The following is a 16,525-nucleotide window of genomic DNA, read 5'->3' on the forward strand; positions in this document are numbered from 1 at the left end:
TTGCTTCAAGCGAAACTGGGTATTTTTCAATATGCTGTAATAAATGAGGAGTGCTGGCAAATACTTCAAGGGCGCCGCAATCAACCTAATGCGGCCGGAAGCAAAGGAGGCTTTCATGGAGAGCGAACAGCAGAGCGCGGTACCCACCCCGGCGTTGTCCCGGAACCGCCATCTACTGGACGAGGTGCTCGGCGAAGCGGATATCCGCATCAACGGCGACAGGCCCTGGGATCTTCAACTACACCGCGCCGAAGCGCTGGACGAGATAGTGGCGCGCCACAGCCTGGGGCTGGGCGAGACCTATATGCGGGGCGACTGGGACGTACCGGCCCTGGACCAGTTCTTCTACCGCTTACTGCGCGCCGACCTGACCCGCCATATCAAACCCTGGCGCCACGCCGGGCGTATTCTTCGCAGCTACCTGATCAACCTGCAGAGCCGTGGCCGCGCCTTTGAGGTGGGCGAGCGCCACTACGATCTGGGCAACGAGTTCTACAGCGCCATGCTCGACCGCCGCCTTACCTACAGCTGCGGCTACTGGCGCGAGGCGGAGACCCTGGAGCAGGCGCAGACCGCCAAACTGGACCTGATCTGTCGCAAACTCGGCCTGAAGCCGGGGATGCGCCTGCTGGATATCGGCTGCGGCTGGGGCAGCCTGGTGAGCTACGCCGCAGAGCATTATGGGGTTGAATGTGTGGGGGTCACCGTCTCCAAGGCCCAGTGCGACTATATCCGGGAGCACTACGAGGACCTGCCGATCACCGTACACCTGCAGGATTACCGCAGCCTCAACCAATCGTTCGACCGCATCGCCAGTGTGGGCATGTTCGAGCACGTGGGCCACAAAAACCACCGCGCCTTCATGCGCGTGGCCAGGCGCTGCCTGAAGAGGGACGGGCTGTTGCTGCTCCACACCATCGGCAAGAACCAGCGCCGCTCCACCACCGATCCCTGGATTGAGAAGTACATATTCCCCAACGGCGAGCTGCCCTCGGCGGGCCAGATCGGCGACGCCGCCAACAACCTGCTGGTTTGCGAGGACCTGCACAACTTCGGCAGCGACTACGACCGCACCCTGATGGCTTGGCACCGTAACTTCGAGGAGCACTGGCCGCGCTTCGCCGGGCAGTACGGCCAGCGCTTCTACCGTATGTGGCGCTACTACCTGCTATCCTGCGCCGGCGCCTTCCGCGCGCGGCATATCCAGTTGTGGCAGTGGATGTTCTCGGAAAGGCTGGAGGGCGGCGTACAGAGGGTGTCTTGAATGCGGAATGATTGAATGCGGAATGCGGAATGCGGAATGCGGAATGGCGAAACTAACTCTCGCGAGATTGTAAATTAAATTGTGTAACTGCTCATGCCTCCGTACTCTGCACCAGAGGATACTATGAGCAGAACAATGAAAAACCACGACCTGGAACAACAACTCAAAGCCCACGTCACTGAGCTGGCCAAGGGCGTCAAGTCCGAGGCCGACCTGAACGACCTTACCCAGAAGCTGGTGAAGATGACAGTGGAGGCGGCGCTAGGCGCGGAGCTGGACGACCACCTGGGCTACGACAAGCATGATCCAGTAGGGCGTGGTTCCGGCAATAGCCGCAACGGCACCAGCTCCAAACGCCTGAAGGGCCAGCACGGCGAAGTCGAGATCAATGCCCCCAGAGACCGCTCTGGCACCTTCGAGCCCCAGTTTGTGCGCAAAGGGCAAACCCGCCTGACGCAGATGGACAACCAGATTCTGGCGCTGTACGCGAAAGGGATGAGCACCCGCGATATCGTGGATGCTTTCAAGGAGATGTACGATGCGGACGTCTCGGCAACACTCGTCTCCAAGGTCACCGAGCAGGTCATGGAGACGGTCACCGAGTGGCAGAGCCGCCCCCTTGATGCCGTCTACCCGATTGTCTACCTGGACTGCATCGTTCTGAAAATCCGCCAGAACAAGCGGGTCATCAACAAGGCCATGTACGTCGCCCTTGGCGTCAACATGGAGGGACAGAAGGAGCTGCTGGGTCTGTGGCTGGCGGAAACGGAAGGCGCCAAGTTCTGGCTATCCGTACTCACCGAGCTGAAGAACCGCGGACTGCAAGACATCCTGATCGCCTGCGTGGATGGCCTGAAAGGCTTCCCGGAAGCCATCGCGGCGGAATACCCGGAGACCAAGGTTCAACTGTGCATTGTGCACATGATCCGTAACTCGCTGAAATACGTTTCCTGGAAGGACTACAAGGCCGTAACGGCTGACCTGAAGGAGGTCTACACCTCAGTTACCGAAACGGCAGCACACGCGGAGCTGGAGCGCTTTGCGGAGAAGTGGGACGACAAGTACCCGCAGATCAGCAAGTCCTGGGCAACCCACTGGCCAAACCTGATCACTCTGTTTGAGTATCCGCCAGAGATCCGGAAAGTGATCTACACCACCAACGCCATTGAGTCCCTAAACAGCGTTATCCGCAAGGCGACGAAACAGCGGAAGGTGTTCCCAACGGACGACTCGGCGATGAAGGTAGTCTTCTTGGCCATGCAGTCCGCAGCGAAAAAGTGGACGATGCCCATCCGCAACTGGAAGCCAGCACTGAACCGTTTTATGATTGAATTTGGTGATCGCTTGACCGATTACCAGTAACCAACTGGTACGGGCGGTTACACAGAATTATTTACAGCCTCACTCTCGCTCTTCGTTGTCGCCTTTTTCCGGTGCTTGATGGTTTTTGAGCTGGTTACCAGTATGGCGATCAGCTCATTAGCCTCCTCCATGAGATCGTCCAGCCGCTCTCTCTTCACCAAATTGGAACCTATCAGGAGTTCGAGCCAATAGAGGGTTTCCTCCAGCTCCTGTTGTGCCACTTCGATCTTGCTGATCATCTCCGCATCGGAGCGGCTTCGTTTACCCTCTCTGATATGTGCCCCGACCGAAGTGCCCGAACGTAACATTTGCTTTCCGATGACCTGTGCCTCGGTGGATTTCGGCAAACTGGAGTAAAGCCGAATAATCCGCAACGCAAAGCGCTTGGTTCTCTCGACAATACTCCAGTTGGCACTCATCCTAGTTATTCCGCATTCCGCATTCCGCATTCCGGACTAAATCCGCGCGCCGCCGTCGATATCCAGTACGCGGCCGCTGACGAAATCGTTTTCGAGGATAAACGCCACCGTGGAGGCGATTTCGTCCTGTTCACCCAGCCGGCGCAGGGGCACCTGCTTAACCAGGGACTCGAGGATCTCGGGGCGCATCTGCGCCACCATATCGGTATTGATAAAGCCCGGTGCGATAGCGGCAACGCGCACGCCGTAGCGGGCCAGTTCCCGCGCCCAGGTGACGGTCATGGCGGCCACCCCGGCCTTGCTCGCGGAGTAGTTGGTCTGGCCCATATTGCCGGCGCGGGACAGGCTGGAAATGTTCACGATCACTCCGCCCCGCCTGCTCTCTGCCATGATGCCCGCCGCCGCACGGCCGCACAGGAAAACGCCGGTGAGGTTGACATCGATCACCGATTGCCACTGGGCCAGGGACATGCGGTCGGCCAGTTTGCCGTCCTTCACCTTGATCAGCATGCCGTCACGCATGATGCCGGCGTTGTTGACCAGCACATCGAGCCCACCGAAATCCGCGGCGATCTGCGCCAGGCCGCTGTCCACCTCCTCTTCCGAGGACACATCGATGCGGTAGCTGCGCGCCTCGGCCCCCAGCTTTTCACAGGCGGCGACACTCTCCGCCAGGCCCGGCCCGTTCACGTCGATCAGCGCCAGGCGGGCGCCGCGGGCTGCCAGGTACTCCGCCATGGCCCGGCCCAGGCCCTGTCCGGCGCCGGTGATGACCACAATGCTTTCGGCAACTTGCATTTGATTCCTCGTCGTAATCGTTATTAGTTCCCTCTCCCCTCCGGGGAGAGGGTCAGGGAGAGGGGAAACCGAAGACTGCTACCACTGGTAGCCGACGCCCACGGTCAGCTTGGTGTCTTCTTTCTCGCTCTCCAGGGAGGGGGTGTTGTCGTAGAGCCAGTGGTAGGCGACCTCCATCAGTACCCCCTTCACCAGCGGCGTGCGCATTCCCAGCTTGGCGTTGCTCTGGTAGTCGTCGCCGCTGTCGATGGACTGCAGCATCTCCTGGTTGAAGTAGATCTCCGGCCCCACGGAGAACTTGTAGCGGTAATCCACCGCCGCCCGGGCCGCAGCGTAGCGGTCGTCCTGGTTCTCGCTCAGCTCGCTGTCTATAAAATCCTCTTTCAGGCTGCTGATACCACCTTGCACCGAAAAGGCGGTCTTGTCGGTATCGTAGAACAGGTAACCCATGCCGAGACCCACGGTGGTGCCCAGGTCCAGGTTGCGCGCTTCCTCGTGCTCCAGCGCGCTGTTGGCCGCGGCGAACCACTTCTCCGCGAAGATCCAGCGCAAGTTGTAGCTGAGCTGGTACTTTTCCAGGGAACCCACTTCGATATTGTTCTGGTTCTGGTAAAGCACATTCAACAGGTGGTGGAAATCGCTATGGCGGATATCCAGATTCGCATTGACATCCAGGTCTTTGCGCTCGCGGTTACCGTGTTCGAAGACCCCGCCCGCACTGACATTGCCATGGAGAATCGTGGGGTTACCGACAAACTTGACATAGGGTTCGGCGCGTTCGATTGCGGGAAAATCCATCACCCAGCCAGAGCCCTCGTCGCAGTAGAGTTCCCACTGTTCGCGCCGGTGACCCGCCAGGGTACAGGGCTCATCACGACCGGCAATCTTCAAGTCCAGATCCGTATCCAGCGACAGGATTTTGGCCTTGTCGATGCGAACCTCACCGAAGTTCTCCGAATTCCACACCACATGCTCCCGCTCCACCAGCACCAGTTCCCCGTGCACCCGGTCGCCGTTGCTCAGGGTGAGGACACCGGCCGCAGCATTGAGGGAGACAAGGGAAAGAAAAAACAGGAAGATAGAGGTTAATTTATGAACAGCTTGAACCACGAAAGAAAATCCTGGAATTACTGGAGTTATCGAAAGTGAATTTTTCTGCGGGAGATAACGCACGAAATGAGGGCAATGATGCCACAACTCGAATCTGCCGTGTACTGGCGGAGATACCTCGGGGGTATGTAATCACTTACGGCGACCTCGCCGAGATGGCCGGCTACCCCCGCGCGGCGAGGCTCGCCGGCCAGACGTTGCGCAAGCTGCCCCGCGGCACCAAACTTCCCTGGCACCGGGTAATCAACGCCCAGGGGCGGATCTCCCTGCCGGAGCCGGCGTCGCAGCGGCAGATCGAACGATTGCAGAAGGAGGGGATTACGCTGCTGAACGGCAGGGTGGATTTGAAGAAGTACCGATGGAATCCCTAATCCGGGTTTCGCTCTATCGGCTTGGCCATAACGGTGACCGATTCGGGCTTGCTGTTCCCCTTCCAGGGCGCCACCACCATCAGCAGCAGCATCCCGGGCACGGCCAGTGCTGTGCAAATCAGGTAGAACTCGGTCCAACCCACTCTCTCCACGATAAATCCCGTAGTGGCATTGGCGAAGGTACGCGGCAGCGCGGTGAGTGCGGTGAACAGGGCCAACTGCGTCGCTGTGTGGTGTTTGCTGGTCGTTCGCGCAATGAACGCCACAAATGCCGCGGTACCCAGCCCTACACCGAGGTATTCAAAACTGATCACCAGTGCCAGCAACCACAGGTTGGGTTCAAAGCCCGGCGTTCCCACCCTTCCCACATTCGCCTCGGAGAGCAGGATAAAGCCCAGGATTGACGCCATTTGCACAACCCCAAATAGCCATAGACTCTTATTGATACCGATACGCACCATCAGAAGGCCGCCCAGAATACCGCCGATGACCATTGGCCAAAGGCCGGCGTTTTTGGCAACCAGGCCGATTTCGGTTTTGCTGTAACCCATATCCAGATAAAAGGGGGTAGCGAGTGCAGTGGCCATGTTGTCCCCCAACTTGTAGAGGAACATGAAGGTGAGCACCAACAATGCCTGCCTGACGCCGTTGCGTTTGAAAAACTCTATAAACGGCAGGGTCACCGCTTCCGCCAAAGTCTTTGGCCTCGCCGCCGGATGAGTGGGTTCACTCACCATCAGGGTCATCACCAGGCCCACGCCCATGAAGGCGGCAGTGATTAAAAACACCTGATCCCAGGGGAGAATATCGGCGAGCACCAGACTCAGCGCCCCGGGTATAAGCCCGGCGATCCGGTAAGCGTTGACGTGGAAGGAGTTACCCAGGCCCAGTTCGCGATCCGGAAGGATTTCCCTGCGAAAAGCGTCCAGCACTATATCCTGGCTGGCACTAAAGAACGCCACACCGCCACATAATACGGCCACGGTCCAGATGGAAACCTTGGGGTCCAGCAGGCCCAGCACACCGATGGTAAGCAGCAGCAGCAGCTGTGTGACCAGCAGCCAACCGCGGCGCCGGCCCAAAAAGGGCATCTGATAGCGCTCCATCAGGGGAGACCACAGAAATTTCCATGTATAGGGGAAGCCCACCAGAGAAAAGAGGCCGATAGCTGCCAAACTGACATCTTCGGAGCGCAGCCAGGCGGGAACGAGCTGTATCAGTACGTAGAGCGGCAACCCCGAACTGAATCCGGTAGCGATGCAGATCAGCATACGCCGGTTGAATATGGCTTCCCTTAGTGTATTTCCGCTCATGCGATCCCTGAAGGGTGCCTCCGAGTATTATTCGTTGAGGGGTGCCCCTCGTGACATTTAGAGCACTTCAGCGGCCCACTACCGACCGTAGACCACTTCCAGCTGCGCCTCCGCCAATTTGTTGGCGTTGACGTAAAAGCCCACCTTCGCCGGCGTGTCCATCTCGTCCAGCGGCAGTTGCTCGACTTTGAGCGCGAATACCTTGAACTGGTAGTGGTGGTCACCGTGTCCCTCGGGAGGACAGGCGCCCCCGTAACCGAGGCTGCCGAAGTCGTTGCGGCCCTGGATCGCCTCGGGGATCAAACCGGTTTTCGGATCCCCGGCGCCCTCCGCCAGTTCGGTCACATCGGCGGGAATATTGAACATCACCCAGTGCCACCAGCCACTGCCGGTGGGCGCATCCGGATCGTGGACCATCAGGGCGAAGCTCTTGGTGCCCTCGGGGGCACCGCTCCAGCTCAGTTGGGGGGAAACATTCTCCCCGCCACAGCCGTTGTAGACATGCAAATCCGGCATGCGCTTACCCGGCGCCAGGGTTTTCGAAGTGAGCACTAGCCCCGCGGCGGAAGATGCTGTTGAAGACATAGCGGCAAGTACCGAAAGAACTGTGGCAGCCACCAGTTTAGCAGCCCCCAAACAGCGCAGTTTGCGTGAGTTCATGGCGATTCACCCTCCTCGCTCGATTCGGAAAAGAGTTCGGCGACTCTGTCGAAATCCATATTGCCACCGGTCAGCACCAGGGCAACATTCTTGTTGCGAAAGCGCGCGCCGTGCTCCAGCACCGCGGCCAGTGGCACCGCCGCGGAGGGCTCCACCAGCTGTTTGGTGCGGGTCCACAGCAGTCGCATGGCGTTCACTATACTCCGCTCGGAAACGGTGACGACATCCCGCACCGTGCGCCTCGCTATCGCGTAGTTGCGGCGCCCGAGGGTGGTCCGCAGGCCGTCGGCTATCGTGCGTGGTTCCTGGGTGGTGATATGTACACCGCCGCGCAGGGAGCGCTGGGCGTCGTCGGCACCGGCGGGCTCGGCGCCGATCACCAGCACATCCGGCGCCAGCGCGGCGATCGCCAGCCCCACCCCGGCGAGCAGCCCCCCGCCGCCCACCGGGGCCAAGACGATGTCCGGGGTAAAACCCTGCTCGCGGCACTGCTGCATGATTTCCAGTGCCACTGTGCCCTGGCCGGCGATGATTCGCCGATCGTCGAAGGGCGGCACCACATGGGCTCCGGTCTCGGCTACCACCTTCTTCAGGGCCGCTTCGCGGTCGTCCTGGGTGGGACCGCAGGTGACTATCTCCGCGCCGTAGCCGGCCACCGCAGCGCGCTTGGCCGCCGGCGCGGTCTCCGGCATAACCACGGTGCAGGCCAGGCCGCGCTCCGCCGCCGCCCAGGCCAGGGCGGCGCCGTGGTTGCCGGAGGAGTGGGTGGTGACCCGGCGGGTGTCCGGCGGCAACTGGGCCAGCGCATTACTGGCACCGCGGGCCTTGAAGGCGCCGACTTTCTGCAGATGCTCGCACTTGAACCAGAGGTTGGCGCCGGTGATGCCATTGATCTGACCACTGCTGATCAAGGGAGTGCGGTGTACACGGCCGGCGATATTCTGTGCGGCGGTGAAGACTTCTGCGCTGGTGGGCAGGTCATTGCGATCGGTTGGCATGTTATCGACAAATCCGTCGTGGTAGTGGTCCGCTATTGGCCGGAGTTGGCAGAACAGCGGGCTCCAGGTCAAAACGCCACCACAGCCCGGTCCGCCAAAAAGCATGGTGACCCAGCAGCCGAGACCAGTCAAAGATAAAATTCACGGAGCCGGGTTCACGCGTGTTCAAGCCGCATGGCGCTACCCGTTCTCACCGCCGGGTCAAACTCCGTTTCATTGACCCCCAGAATTCCCAGGATCTGTTTCTGCGCGGCCTGCAGAATCAGGTGCTGCTCCCGCTCCTGGGAAATACTTCTGGCCACGGCCACCGCCCCGACCATAGCCGCGATAATTCCCCGGGCCTTTTCCGCAACGGTTTCCCGATCCGCTGCATAGGGCAGTTTCTTCAAGCGCCCGAGAGCGGTGATGCGCGTCTCCAGCATTTTTTTCATGCGCTCGTAGGCCTCTTCATACAATTTTTTGATGGGGGGGCGATCACTGCCGATTTCATTGAACAGAAGGGCTTCCGGGCCCGGGGCGCCCCGGTCCCTGAGCGCGCGCAGGTTCAGGTAGTCGGTGACCAGCGCGGTGAGGTGTTTTATCGAAAAGGGAGCCTTGGCCAGCCGCGCGACCCGGCTGCGCTTGAAACTCTCCAGAAAAGAGGCATTGAACAGCGCCTCCTTGGATTCGAAGTGGGTGTAGAAGGCCCCGTGGGTCATGCGCGCCACTTCCATGATCTGGCCGATGGAGACCTTATCGAAACCGTGGCGGCAAAACAGCTCGGTGGCCGAGCGCAGGATACGGTCTTTCGTTTGCGATTTATGGGTTTTGGAATAAGGCACGGTCTCCCCTCCCCCGAAATATTATCTTGATCATATATTAGCTGTGGGTAATTTGCTTCCGAGGTATGAATCACTGGGAGGCTGTATGAATTCACCAATTGTCGTCACCGGTATGGGGTTGGTCAGCCCGCTCGGCTGCGGCGTCGACGCGGTGTGGCAACGGCTGTGCGCCGGCATGTCCGGCGTGGGGGCCATCGAACATTTCGACACCGACGATTTTCCCGTCCGCCTGGCCGGAATGGTACCGGACCTTGCGCAGGACCCTGAGATCGGGCTGGACGGCGAGGCCGTGGCCGGCGCCAAAGAGCGCAAGAAAATGGACCGCTTCACAGTGTTTGCCCTGGCGGCGGCGCAGGAAGCCCTCGCGCAGTCGGGCTGGCAGCCGCGCACCGAAGCCGAGCGCCGCGCCACGGCCACAGTCGTGGGCAGCGGCATCGGCGGTTTTCCCACCATCACCCAGGCCCAGCAGACCCTGGTGGAGCGCGGCCACAAGCGCCTCTCCCCCTTCACCGTGCCGGCATTTCTCGCCAACCTGGCGGCGGGAAACCTGTCGATCCGCTACGGTTTCAAAGGTCCCATGGGCTGCCCGGTGACCGCCTGCGCCGCGGGGCTGCAGGCGATCGGCGACGGCATGCGCCTGATCCGCAGCGGTGAGGCCGAAGTGGCGCTGGTGGGCGGCGCCGAGGGCTGTGTCGATCCCCTGTCGCTGGCGAGCTTCCACGCCATGAAGGCGCTCTCCACCCGCAACGACGATCCGCCCCGGGCATCCCGCCCCTTCGACCGCGACCGCGACGGCTTTGTGATGGGGGAAGGCGCCGGCCTGCTGGTGATCGAAACCCTGGAGCACGCCGAGGCCCGCGGCGCCACACCGCTGGCGGTGATCAACGGCTACGGCACCAGTGCCGATGCCCACCATATCACCGCCGGCCCGGAGGACGGCGCCGGTGCCGCCGCGGCCATACGCAGCGCCCTGGCCATGGCCGGCCTGGCGCCACAGGATGTGCGCTATATCAACGCCCACGCCACCTCGACCCCGGTGGGCGACCGGGCGGAGATCACCTCGCTGCGCAATGTCTTCGGTGAACAGCTGGCGCACATCCCCATTTCCTCCACCAAATCCGCCACCGGCCACCTGCTGGGCGCCGCCGGCGGGGTGGAGGCCATCTTTACCATCATGGCCGTACGCGAGAACAGGCTGCCGCCCACGCTGAATCTCGGGTGTGCGGATGAATGTATGCAGGATCTGGATCTGGTGCCGAACGCGAGCCGGAGCCAGCAGACGCAGCACGCGCTGTGCAACGGTTTTGGTTTTGGTGGGGTCAACGCGTCGCTGCTGGTTTCCCAGGTCTGATTGGAAAGGCTCTGAGTTGATCGACCTCTTTTTGTAGGATGGGCAAAGGAGCGCAGCGACGTGCCCATCGTCCGGCGCAGATTGATGGGCACGTCGCTGCGCTCCTTTGCCCATCCTACCGAGGGCTCTACAGCGCGGAACAGACTACCGCAACAGGCGCAGCAGTTTGAATTTTTTGCCGGTAAACGGCGCGTAGCGCAGGTCCAGGTCGAATAGATAGCTGCGCTTCATCACCGCCTTGAAATGGCTGAAGGTCTTGAAGCCGTGCTCGCCGTGGTAGGCGCCCATGCCGCTGGGGCCCACACCGCCGAACGGCAGGTCGTGGGCGGCCATAAACATCATGCAGTCGTTGACGCAGGCATTTCCGGAGCTGCAGTGGCTGAGGATGCGGTCGGCGAGGTGCTCGTCCCGGGTGAATACATAAAGCGCCAGCGGCTTCTCCCGCCCGTTGACGAACGCCTCCACCTGCCCGAAATCTTCCAGCTCGATCACCGGCAGCACCGGGCCGAATATCTCCTCCTGCATCACCGGGGCCTGCACGCCCACGTTGCGCAGCACGGTGGGCGCCACATAGCGGCTCTCCACCTCCACGCGGCCGCCGAATACCACATCGCCGTCGGCCAGGTAGTCGGCCAGGCGCTGGGCGTGGCGGCGGTTGACGATACGCCCGTAGTCGGCGGACTGGCCCGGGTCGTCGCCGAACATTTCGCGCACAGCCTTCTCTATCGCCGGCAGCAGCCGGTCGGCGGTAGCCCTGGTGCACAACAGGTAATCCGGCGCTATGCAGGTCTGCCCGGCGTTGGTGAACTTGCCCCAGGCGATGCGGCGCGCGGCCACATCGATATTTGCGTCGTCGGCAACGATACAGGGGCTTTTGCCCCCCAGCTCCAGGGTAACCGGCGTCAGGTGCCTGGCCGCCGCGCTCATCACTATCTTGCCCACGGCACCGCCGCCGGTGTAGAGAATATGATCCCAGCGCTGCTCCAGCAGCGCGGTGGTTTCCGGTACCGCGCCTTCGACACAGGCGAAGGCGTCATTGTCCAGATAGCGGGGCAACAGTTCCGCCACCAGCTTTGATGTGGCGGGAGCAAGCTCAGAGGGTTTTACCACCGCGCAGTTGCCGGCGGCGATGGCCGGTACCAGCGGCGACAGCAGCAATTGCAGCGGGTAGTTCCAGGCACCGATGATCAGCACTACCCCCAGCGGTTCAGGCTGGATGTAGCTCCTGCCCGGCTGGGCGATGACCGGAGTGGAGACGCGGCGCTTGCCGGTCCACTTCTTCAGGTGTTTGAGGGCGTGGTCGATATCGCCATATAGAGCGGAAATCTCGGTGGTATAGCCCTCTTGCGGCGCCTTGTTCAGGTCCTCGCGCAGGGCCTGCAGGAACTGCTCCTCGTTGTCCGAGAGCATTTTGCGCAGCTGGCTGAGCTGCTGGCGGCGCCAGGCGAGATCCGCCGTGGTGCCGCTGCGAAAGTAGGTTCTCAAACCGCCCATCAGGGCCGCGGCATTGAGTTCGCCGCCAGTACCACCGTCCAGATTGGCTGCCATTTGCGGCTCCAGGGTGAATGCTTGCATAAATAATTCTGCCCCGTCTTGAATTCTTATTGTTCTTTTGAACTCCGTATAACAAAGGCCACTTATCGGCCTTGACCTTGCCGCGCAATATCCGGGGCAGCCGGCACCAAGTCAAGCCGCCAATTGGAACAAAGTTCCAAACTTGGCGCCAGTTCACTTCTTTCATCCTACAGGTCGATCAGAAATCAAACAGCACCAATAGCGCCAGTACCGTGATCCACAACAACAGGGCGCGGGACAACAGCGCCTGCAATCCTTCCAATTGCGCACCGCAGGCCCGCTGCCCCTCGGCCACCTCCACGCCGGCGCTGCACTCACTGGCGTCGATACCGCCCAGCGCGCCCTCCAGGTAGATCTCCAGCACCTCCGGGGTACTCCGCTCGCGACAAGTGAGACACTGGCGCCAGGCGCGGTAGCAGCCGGCGAAATTACCCACGATGGCAAAGCTGAATCCCATTGCCCGCACCGGCAACCACTCCAGCAGCCACAGCCAGCGCGCGGCGGTTTCCCTGTTCCCACCCTCTGGCGCCGCGTCCGCGTAGAGTGCGCTGAGACGGTACATCACCGCGCCGGGTATCCCCAGTAACAGGAACCAGAACAGCACCGCGAACAGGCGCTCGAAGGCGCAATAGGCCGCGCCGCGAAAAACCTGCTCGTGCAGTACCTGCGGTTCATCCGCCGGTGCCTCCGGCAGTTCGCGCAACAACGGCGCGGCGGCCTTGCGCGCCGCTTCCAGGTCACCCTGATACCAGTTGCGCAGGTAACTGCTAACCATTTCGTTGAAGTTGCCCCGCCCCAGGCAGTAGAGCAGCAGCAGTGCCCCCAGCAACAGTGCCCCCAGGCCGCCCAGCGCGGCTTCCACCAGCACCATCAGTATCGCTGCGGCCACCACCGGCGGCAGCACTGCAACGGCGAGCATCCGCTCCGGGTGGCCTTGCAGCTCGCCGCGGCCGGAGAGGCGACCGCACCACCAGTGGAACCAGTCGTCCCGGTGCAGGGGCGCGCCGGAACCCCAGAACTGCACCAGCCCCAGGGCCAGCAGTACCGTGAAAAGAGCCATAGTCAGGTCCAGTCGAACAATTATTGGTCGAGAAGAATAACGCCAGCGGCACAGGAAAAACCAGTGGTTGGCGGTCAGTGGTCAGTGATTCGCGGGGAACAGCCGATCACTAGCCCGGATATTGCGCCACGGGCCGTGATTATCGTGCAGAGATCACGCGAGGGCGCGGCCGGCGGTGGTGGTGGGCAGCAAAATGTCACCCGGGGATATGTCGGGAAATTTATTGAAAATCATAGCGTTATACAAAAGGCTGAGCGGCGTGGTGCAATATCCGGGCTAGTCACCGACCACCTGATCGAGCAATGTTAAGTAGCGCTGCCAGTCGAACCCTGGGCCCGGGTCCAGTTTGCGTCCGGGGGCAATATCGGAGTGGCCGGTGATCCTGTCGCGGCCGATCGCCGGGTAAGTGTCCATAATCGCCCCGGTGATCTCCGCCAGTGTGCGGTACTGAATGTCGGTGTAGGTATCCGTGTCCAGCCCCTCCAGCTCGATGCCGATGGAGAAGTCGTTGCAGTCCGAGCGCCCGCAGAACTCCGACTGGCCGGCGTGCCAGGCCCGCTTGCCGCAAGGCACGTACTGGGTGACCCGGCCGCCCCGATCGATCAGGATATGGGCGGAAACCCGCAATCCGGCAACTTCGGAGAAGTAGGGGTGAGCGTCGATATCCAACTGCCCGAGAAAGAAGTCGTCGATGTAAGGGCCGCCGTACTGTCCCGGCGGCAGGCTGATACAGTGGATCACCAGCAGATCCACCTCGGTGCCGTCGGGACGATCGTTGCAGTGGGGGCTCGGTACCCGGCGGGCACCGGACAGCCAGCCGGATTCGAATTGGTATTTCACTATGATTTCTCCAGTACGACTGGAGACAATTCTATGGGAAGAGCCATGAAAGTGGCGAGAATACTGTAGAAGACTGTTTACGTTCTACGGTGCTGCAGGCTTCCGGTTAACTCATCTCACTGCGCTTCTTGCGCACATTGCCGATCACCGACTGCAGCGCCCGCTCGAACAGCATACCGTCGTCCAGGGACATCAGCTGGGCGGTGCGCAGGGCGTGGGCCAGTTCGAGGCGCGAGAACTCCGCCACCTTGGCGCCGTTGCGGTTGACGAAAATAAACTGGTCGATGTCCTTGATCACCGCAGCCAGGCGGCAGCGGAACTGCTCATCGTCGGAGCGCTTGAGTTCGAACCAGCTGCCTTGGGCCAGGCGGAAAGTCTGCTGCCAGTGAGGGTCGTTTTCCGGGAGTGCCGCCAGGCTTTCGCCCTCCGGCTCTACCGGGGCGACCTCCGCCTCGGCCACTACCTGCTCCAGTTCCTCCATCTGCGGCACAGCCACTTGCGGTTCCGGCTCCGGTTCGGCCGCCGCGAGCTGCTCTACTTCGCGCTCCTCCGTCAGGTCCTGTTCCGCCTGTTCCCGGGCCTGCCGCTCGCGCTCCTCGCTGAGCCGCTGGGCCAGGGCGAAGCGCTCCCGGTAGACTTCTTTCAGCTCGGCGAACAGGCGCCGGGCTTCGAAGGGGTTCAGGGATACCGCCTCGACGCCCTCCCGCAGGCGCTCCTGCAGCGCCGGCAGCAGGCCCAGCAGTTGCTGGCGGCTGTCCGGCATCGGGGCCTGCACACTCCACACCAGGTCGCGGGCGGTGCGTACGTCGCGGCTCCAGGCCTCGCTTTCTGTGCCCTCTTTCACGCAGGTGAGAAACAGCATGTTGTTCCACACCTTTTGCAGCCATTCCAGCACTACCGGGGGCAGCTCCCGCTCGGCGACCAGGGCGTCCATCACCGCGGCTACGCGGGCACGCGCGGCCTGGGTCTTGGCGCGACCGTCGGCCTCATCGACGATGCGGCGCTCGAGCATCTCCGCGCGCTTGCGCTCGCGCTGGATAAACTGGCGAAAGGATTCCAGCAGCAGGGAGAAGATGTTGACGTCGCGGTCGAACTCCTCGAGTACCCGGTCGACGACCTTGCTGACCTCCCGGTACAGGGGATCGGTCTCGTAGTGCTCCCCCGCCTGCCAGCCGGTGGCCGCATCGGCGAGCTCGTTGAGCAGTTTGCGCGCCGGGTGGCCGCCCTTGCTGAAGAAAGACTTGTCGGCGATCGCCACCTTCAGCAGCGGCAACTGCAGGCGCCCCAACTGGTTCTTGAGCGGCTCCGCCAGGTTGCGGTCGTCCAGGATGAAGGAAAACAGCATTTCCACCAGCTTGATGATGTCGCTGTCCACCTTGGCGAGGGATGCGGACTGGTTGGCCTGCACCAGTCGCTGCTGCAGCAGCTCGGCCACATTGAGCAACTGTATCTCCCCACCGCTGTGATAGGGCGCGGCGCTCTGCAACTCTCCCAGATGGCCCAGAAGGTCACCGGAGGGCATGGGGGCGAGTCCCGCATTGGCGGGCACCAATCCCGGGGCGAAATTGCCGGAAACCATACCGCCGGACATACCCGTGCCACCGCCGCCGGTACCCTGGGTGCCGGTACCCTGGGCGGGCGCCGACGACCCGCCCGCGGGCGCTGTTGGCACGGGGCGCGACGACCGCTGCCGGACCAGGCGCCGCTGTTCGCGCAGGTTGGGGAGGATTCCCCGTTCCATCAGCAGTTGGTTGCAGCGGTCGTAGAAGTCTCTCAGCTGCAGCATCACTACCTGTTCGAATTTCTTCAGCAGGGTCAGGCGGGCGCGGATATGCAGATCCAGGGGCCGAACGGCCTCTACGAAAGCGTCGCAGATGGCGTCGGGCCCCAGGGGGTTGTTCTTGTCATAAATCTTGACTGGATAGAGGGTATCCAGTCGCAGGGACAGCTCGGTGATGGGCTCGGCGAAATCGCGCTTGGCATTGGCCACCATGGTATCCGCGGCCACCAGCTGTTCCAGGTCGTCGTTGTGTACCAGGGAGAGATTCTCGGAGGCGAAGGAGTCCTCCCCGCTCTCCTCCCGGACCTGGAAAGCCCGGTCGATATTGTCGGCAAAGCGCTCGGCGATCGCCCGCCGCTCCACCCGCAGCATTCGCAGCGCCTGGAACAGGCCGTCCTGCTCTTCCTGGCCGTGGGCGCGCTCGGCCATGGAGAAGAGGGAATCGTCCACCTTGCCGAACAGCTGCTTGAATTGCTCCAGCAGCAAATTGCTCGCCTTCTCCCGCAGGGCCGCCACCGTCGAAGGCAGGAGGGTATTCTTGCGCGCGGAGAAACCCGGCCCGGCACTTTTCTCCGCCAGGGACACCACCTTGTTCGAGTCTTTCATATCCATTAGGACCTCGCGCGCCCGCCGGACGCACTGCGCTGTTGATAGTGAATGCGGTTGGCGCCCGGTAACCGTCTGTTCTTTTCGTTTGTGTGGCACCGCCCGGCTGAAGTCCGCAACCGGGCATTATTCTACCGCCCACCACAGGCCCCTTAACAACGGAGCAATGGCAATTTGAGACGCCAGTCACAGCCGAT

The 16,525-nt window shown here is 61.8% G+C and carries 15 protein-coding genes; 4 read left to right on the top strand and 11 right to left on the bottom strand.

Going from position 1 to position 16,525, the window contains the following annotated elements:
* The first annotated feature begins 115 nt into the window (after positions 1 to 115).
* Together cfa and PP263_RS09705 are read left to right on the top strand one after the other, a co-directional pair.
* Positions 116 to 1,264: a cyclopropane fatty acyl phospholipid synthase gene (cfa, locus tag PP263_RS09700; protein ID WP_308368222.1), complete on the top strand. Its 1,149-nt coding sequence runs from the start codon at positions 116 to 118 to the stop codon at positions 1,262 to 1,264.
* A gap of 135 nt (positions 1,265 to 1,399) precedes the next feature.
* A complete protein-coding gene (locus PP263_RS09705; protein WP_308368583.1) occupies positions 1,400 to 2,626 on the top strand; it encodes an IS256 family transposase in 1,227 nt (408 codons plus the stop codon).
* 17 nt (positions 2,627 to 2,643) lie between these two features.
* On the opposite strand, the gene PP263_RS09710 is transcribed toward PP263_RS09705, so the two are convergent.
* The 3 genes from PP263_RS09710 to PP263_RS09720 all read right to left on the bottom strand — a co-directional run bounded on the left by PP263_RS09710 (position 2,644) and on the right by PP263_RS09720 (position 4,953).
* Complete coding sequence (locus tag PP263_RS09710; protein WP_308368223.1) at positions 2,644 to 3,045, bottom strand: four helix bundle protein; 402 nt, start codon at positions 3,043 to 3,045, stop codon at positions 2,644 to 2,646.
* Positions 3,046 to 3,081: 36 nt separating this feature from the next.
* Complete coding sequence (locus PP263_RS09715) at positions 3,082 to 3,843, bottom strand: SDR family oxidoreductase (protein ID WP_308368224.1); 762 nt, start codon at positions 3,841 to 3,843, stop codon at positions 3,082 to 3,084.
* 78 nt (positions 3,844 to 3,921) lie between these two features.
* Complete coding sequence (locus tag PP263_RS09720; RefSeq protein ID WP_308368225.1) at positions 3,922 to 4,953, bottom strand: DUF481 domain-containing protein; 1,032 nt, start codon at positions 4,951 to 4,953, stop codon at positions 3,922 to 3,924.
* 35 nt (positions 4,954 to 4,988) lie between these two features.
* On the opposite strand from PP263_RS09720, the gene PP263_RS09725 reads away from it, so the two are divergent.
* Positions 4,989 to 5,324 carry an MGMT family protein gene (locus PP263_RS09725; protein ID WP_308368226.1) on the top strand — a complete coding sequence of 112 codons (336 nt, stop codon included), beginning with the start codon at positions 4,989 to 4,991 and terminating at the stop codon, positions 5,322 to 5,324.
* Here the strand turns inward: PP263_RS09725 and PP263_RS09730 are convergent.
* From PP263_RS09730 to PP263_RS09745, 4 genes are all read right to left on the bottom strand, one after another.
* Positions 5,321 to 6,637 carry an AmpG family muropeptide MFS transporter gene (locus tag PP263_RS09730; RefSeq protein WP_308368227.1) on the bottom strand — a complete coding sequence of 439 codons (1,317 nt, stop codon included), beginning with the start codon at positions 6,635 to 6,637 and terminating at the stop codon, positions 5,321 to 5,323. The two genes, PP263_RS09725 and PP263_RS09730, sit on opposite strands and share 4 nt — an antisense overlap.
* A 78-nt stretch (positions 6,638 to 6,715) precedes the next feature.
* Complete coding sequence (locus PP263_RS09735) at positions 6,716 to 7,222, bottom strand: YbhB/YbcL family Raf kinase inhibitor-like protein (RefSeq protein WP_308368228.1); 507 nt, start codon at positions 7,220 to 7,222, stop codon at positions 6,716 to 6,718.
* A gap of 71 nt (positions 7,223 to 7,293) precedes the next feature.
* On the bottom strand, positions 7,294 to 8,295 hold the full coding sequence (locus tag PP263_RS09740; protein WP_308368229.1) for a threonine/serine dehydratase: 1,002 nt from the start codon (positions 8,293 to 8,295) through the stop codon (positions 7,294 to 7,296).
* A gap of 155 nt (positions 8,296 to 8,450) precedes the next feature.
* Positions 8,451 to 9,116: a TetR/AcrR family transcriptional regulator gene (locus PP263_RS09745; RefSeq protein ID WP_308368230.1), complete on the bottom strand. Its 666-nt coding sequence runs from the start codon at positions 9,114 to 9,116 to the stop codon at positions 8,451 to 8,453.
* 85 nt (positions 9,117 to 9,201) lie between these two features.
* Here PP263_RS09745 and fabF point away from each other — a divergent pair, with 85 nt between their 5' ends.
* A complete protein-coding gene (fabF, locus tag PP263_RS09750; RefSeq protein WP_308368231.1) occupies positions 9,202 to 10,467 on the top strand; it encodes a beta-ketoacyl-ACP synthase II in 1,266 nt (421 codons plus the stop codon).
* Positions 10,468 to 10,611: 144 nt separating this feature from the next.
* Here fabF and PP263_RS09755 read toward each other — a convergent pair whose 3' ends face one another.
* The 4 genes from PP263_RS09755 to PP263_RS09770 all read right to left on the bottom strand — a co-directional run bounded on the left by PP263_RS09755 (position 10,612) and on the right by PP263_RS09770 (position 16,334).
* The gene (locus PP263_RS09755; protein ID WP_308368232.1) at positions 10,612 to 12,042 is read right to left on the bottom strand and encodes an aldehyde dehydrogenase family protein; all 1,431 of its coding nucleotides are present in this window, start codon (positions 12,040 to 12,042) and stop codon (positions 10,612 to 10,614) included.
* A gap of 178 nt (positions 12,043 to 12,220) precedes the next feature.
* The gene (ampE, locus tag PP263_RS09760) at positions 12,221 to 13,102 is read right to left on the bottom strand and encodes a regulatory signaling modulator protein AmpE (RefSeq protein WP_308368233.1); all 882 of its coding nucleotides are present in this window, start codon (positions 13,100 to 13,102) and stop codon (positions 12,221 to 12,223) included.
* Between the two features lie 276 nt (positions 13,103 to 13,378).
* Positions 13,379 to 13,942, bottom strand: a complete 564-nt coding sequence (gene ampD, locus PP263_RS09765) for a 1,6-anhydro-N-acetylmuramyl-L-alanine amidase AmpD (RefSeq protein ID WP_308368234.1) — start codon at positions 13,940 to 13,942, stop codon at positions 13,379 to 13,381.
* 106 nt (positions 13,943 to 14,048) lie between these two features.
* Complete coding sequence (locus PP263_RS09770) at positions 14,049 to 16,334, bottom strand: DUF1631 domain-containing protein (RefSeq protein WP_308368235.1); 2,286 nt, start codon at positions 16,332 to 16,334, stop codon at positions 14,049 to 14,051.
* Between the last annotated feature and the right edge of the window lie 191 nt (positions 16,335 to 16,525).

The organism is Microbulbifer sp. TB1203, from assembly GCF_030997045.1.
Lineage (GTDB): Bacteria > Pseudomonadota > Gammaproteobacteria > Pseudomonadales > Cellvibrionaceae > Microbulbifer.

What these genes read in the sequence shown, in the direction of transcription:
- PP263_RS09710 (WP_308368223.1), bottom strand. Translation starts at nt 3,045, where the DNA reads ATGAGTGCCAACTGGAGTATTGTCGAGAGAACCAAGCGCTTTGCGTTG.
- fabF (WP_308368231.1), top strand. Translation starts at nt 9,202, where the DNA reads ATGAATTCACCAATTGTCGTCACCGGTATGGGGTTGGTCAGCCCGCTC.
- PP263_RS09705 (WP_308368583.1), top strand. Translation starts at nt 1,400, where the DNA reads ATGAAAAACCACGACCTGGAACAACAACTCAAAGCCCACGTCACTGAG.
- PP263_RS09715 (WP_308368224.1), bottom strand. Translation starts at nt 3,843, where the DNA reads ATGCAAGTTGCCGAAAGCATTGTGGTCATCACCGGCGCCGGACAGGGC.
- PP263_RS09755 (WP_308368232.1), bottom strand. Translation starts at nt 12,042, where the DNA reads ATGCAAGCATTCACCCTGGAGCCGCAAATGGCAGCCAATCTGGACGGT.
- PP263_RS09740 (WP_308368229.1), bottom strand. Translation starts at nt 8,295, where the DNA reads ATGCCAACCGATCGCAATGACCTGCCCACCAGCGCAGAAGTCTTCACC.
- cfa (WP_308368222.1), top strand. Translation starts at nt 116, where the DNA reads ATGGAGAGCGAACAGCAGAGCGCGGTACCCACCCCGGCGTTGTCCCGG.
- PP263_RS09735 (WP_308368228.1), bottom strand. Translation starts at nt 7,222, where the DNA reads ATGTCTTCAACAGCATCTTCCGCCGCGGGGCTAGTGCTCACTTCGAAA.
- PP263_RS09730 (WP_308368227.1), bottom strand. Translation starts at nt 6,637, where the DNA reads ATGAGCGGAAATACACTAAGGGAAGCCATATTCAACCGGCGTATGCTG.
- ampE (WP_308368233.1), bottom strand. Translation starts at nt 13,102, where the DNA reads ATGGCTCTTTTCACGGTACTGCTGGCCCTGGGGCTGGTGCAGTTCTGG.
- PP263_RS09770 (WP_308368235.1), bottom strand. Translation starts at nt 16,334, where the DNA reads ATGGATATGAAAGACTCGAACAAGGTGGTGTCCCTGGCGGAGAAAAGT.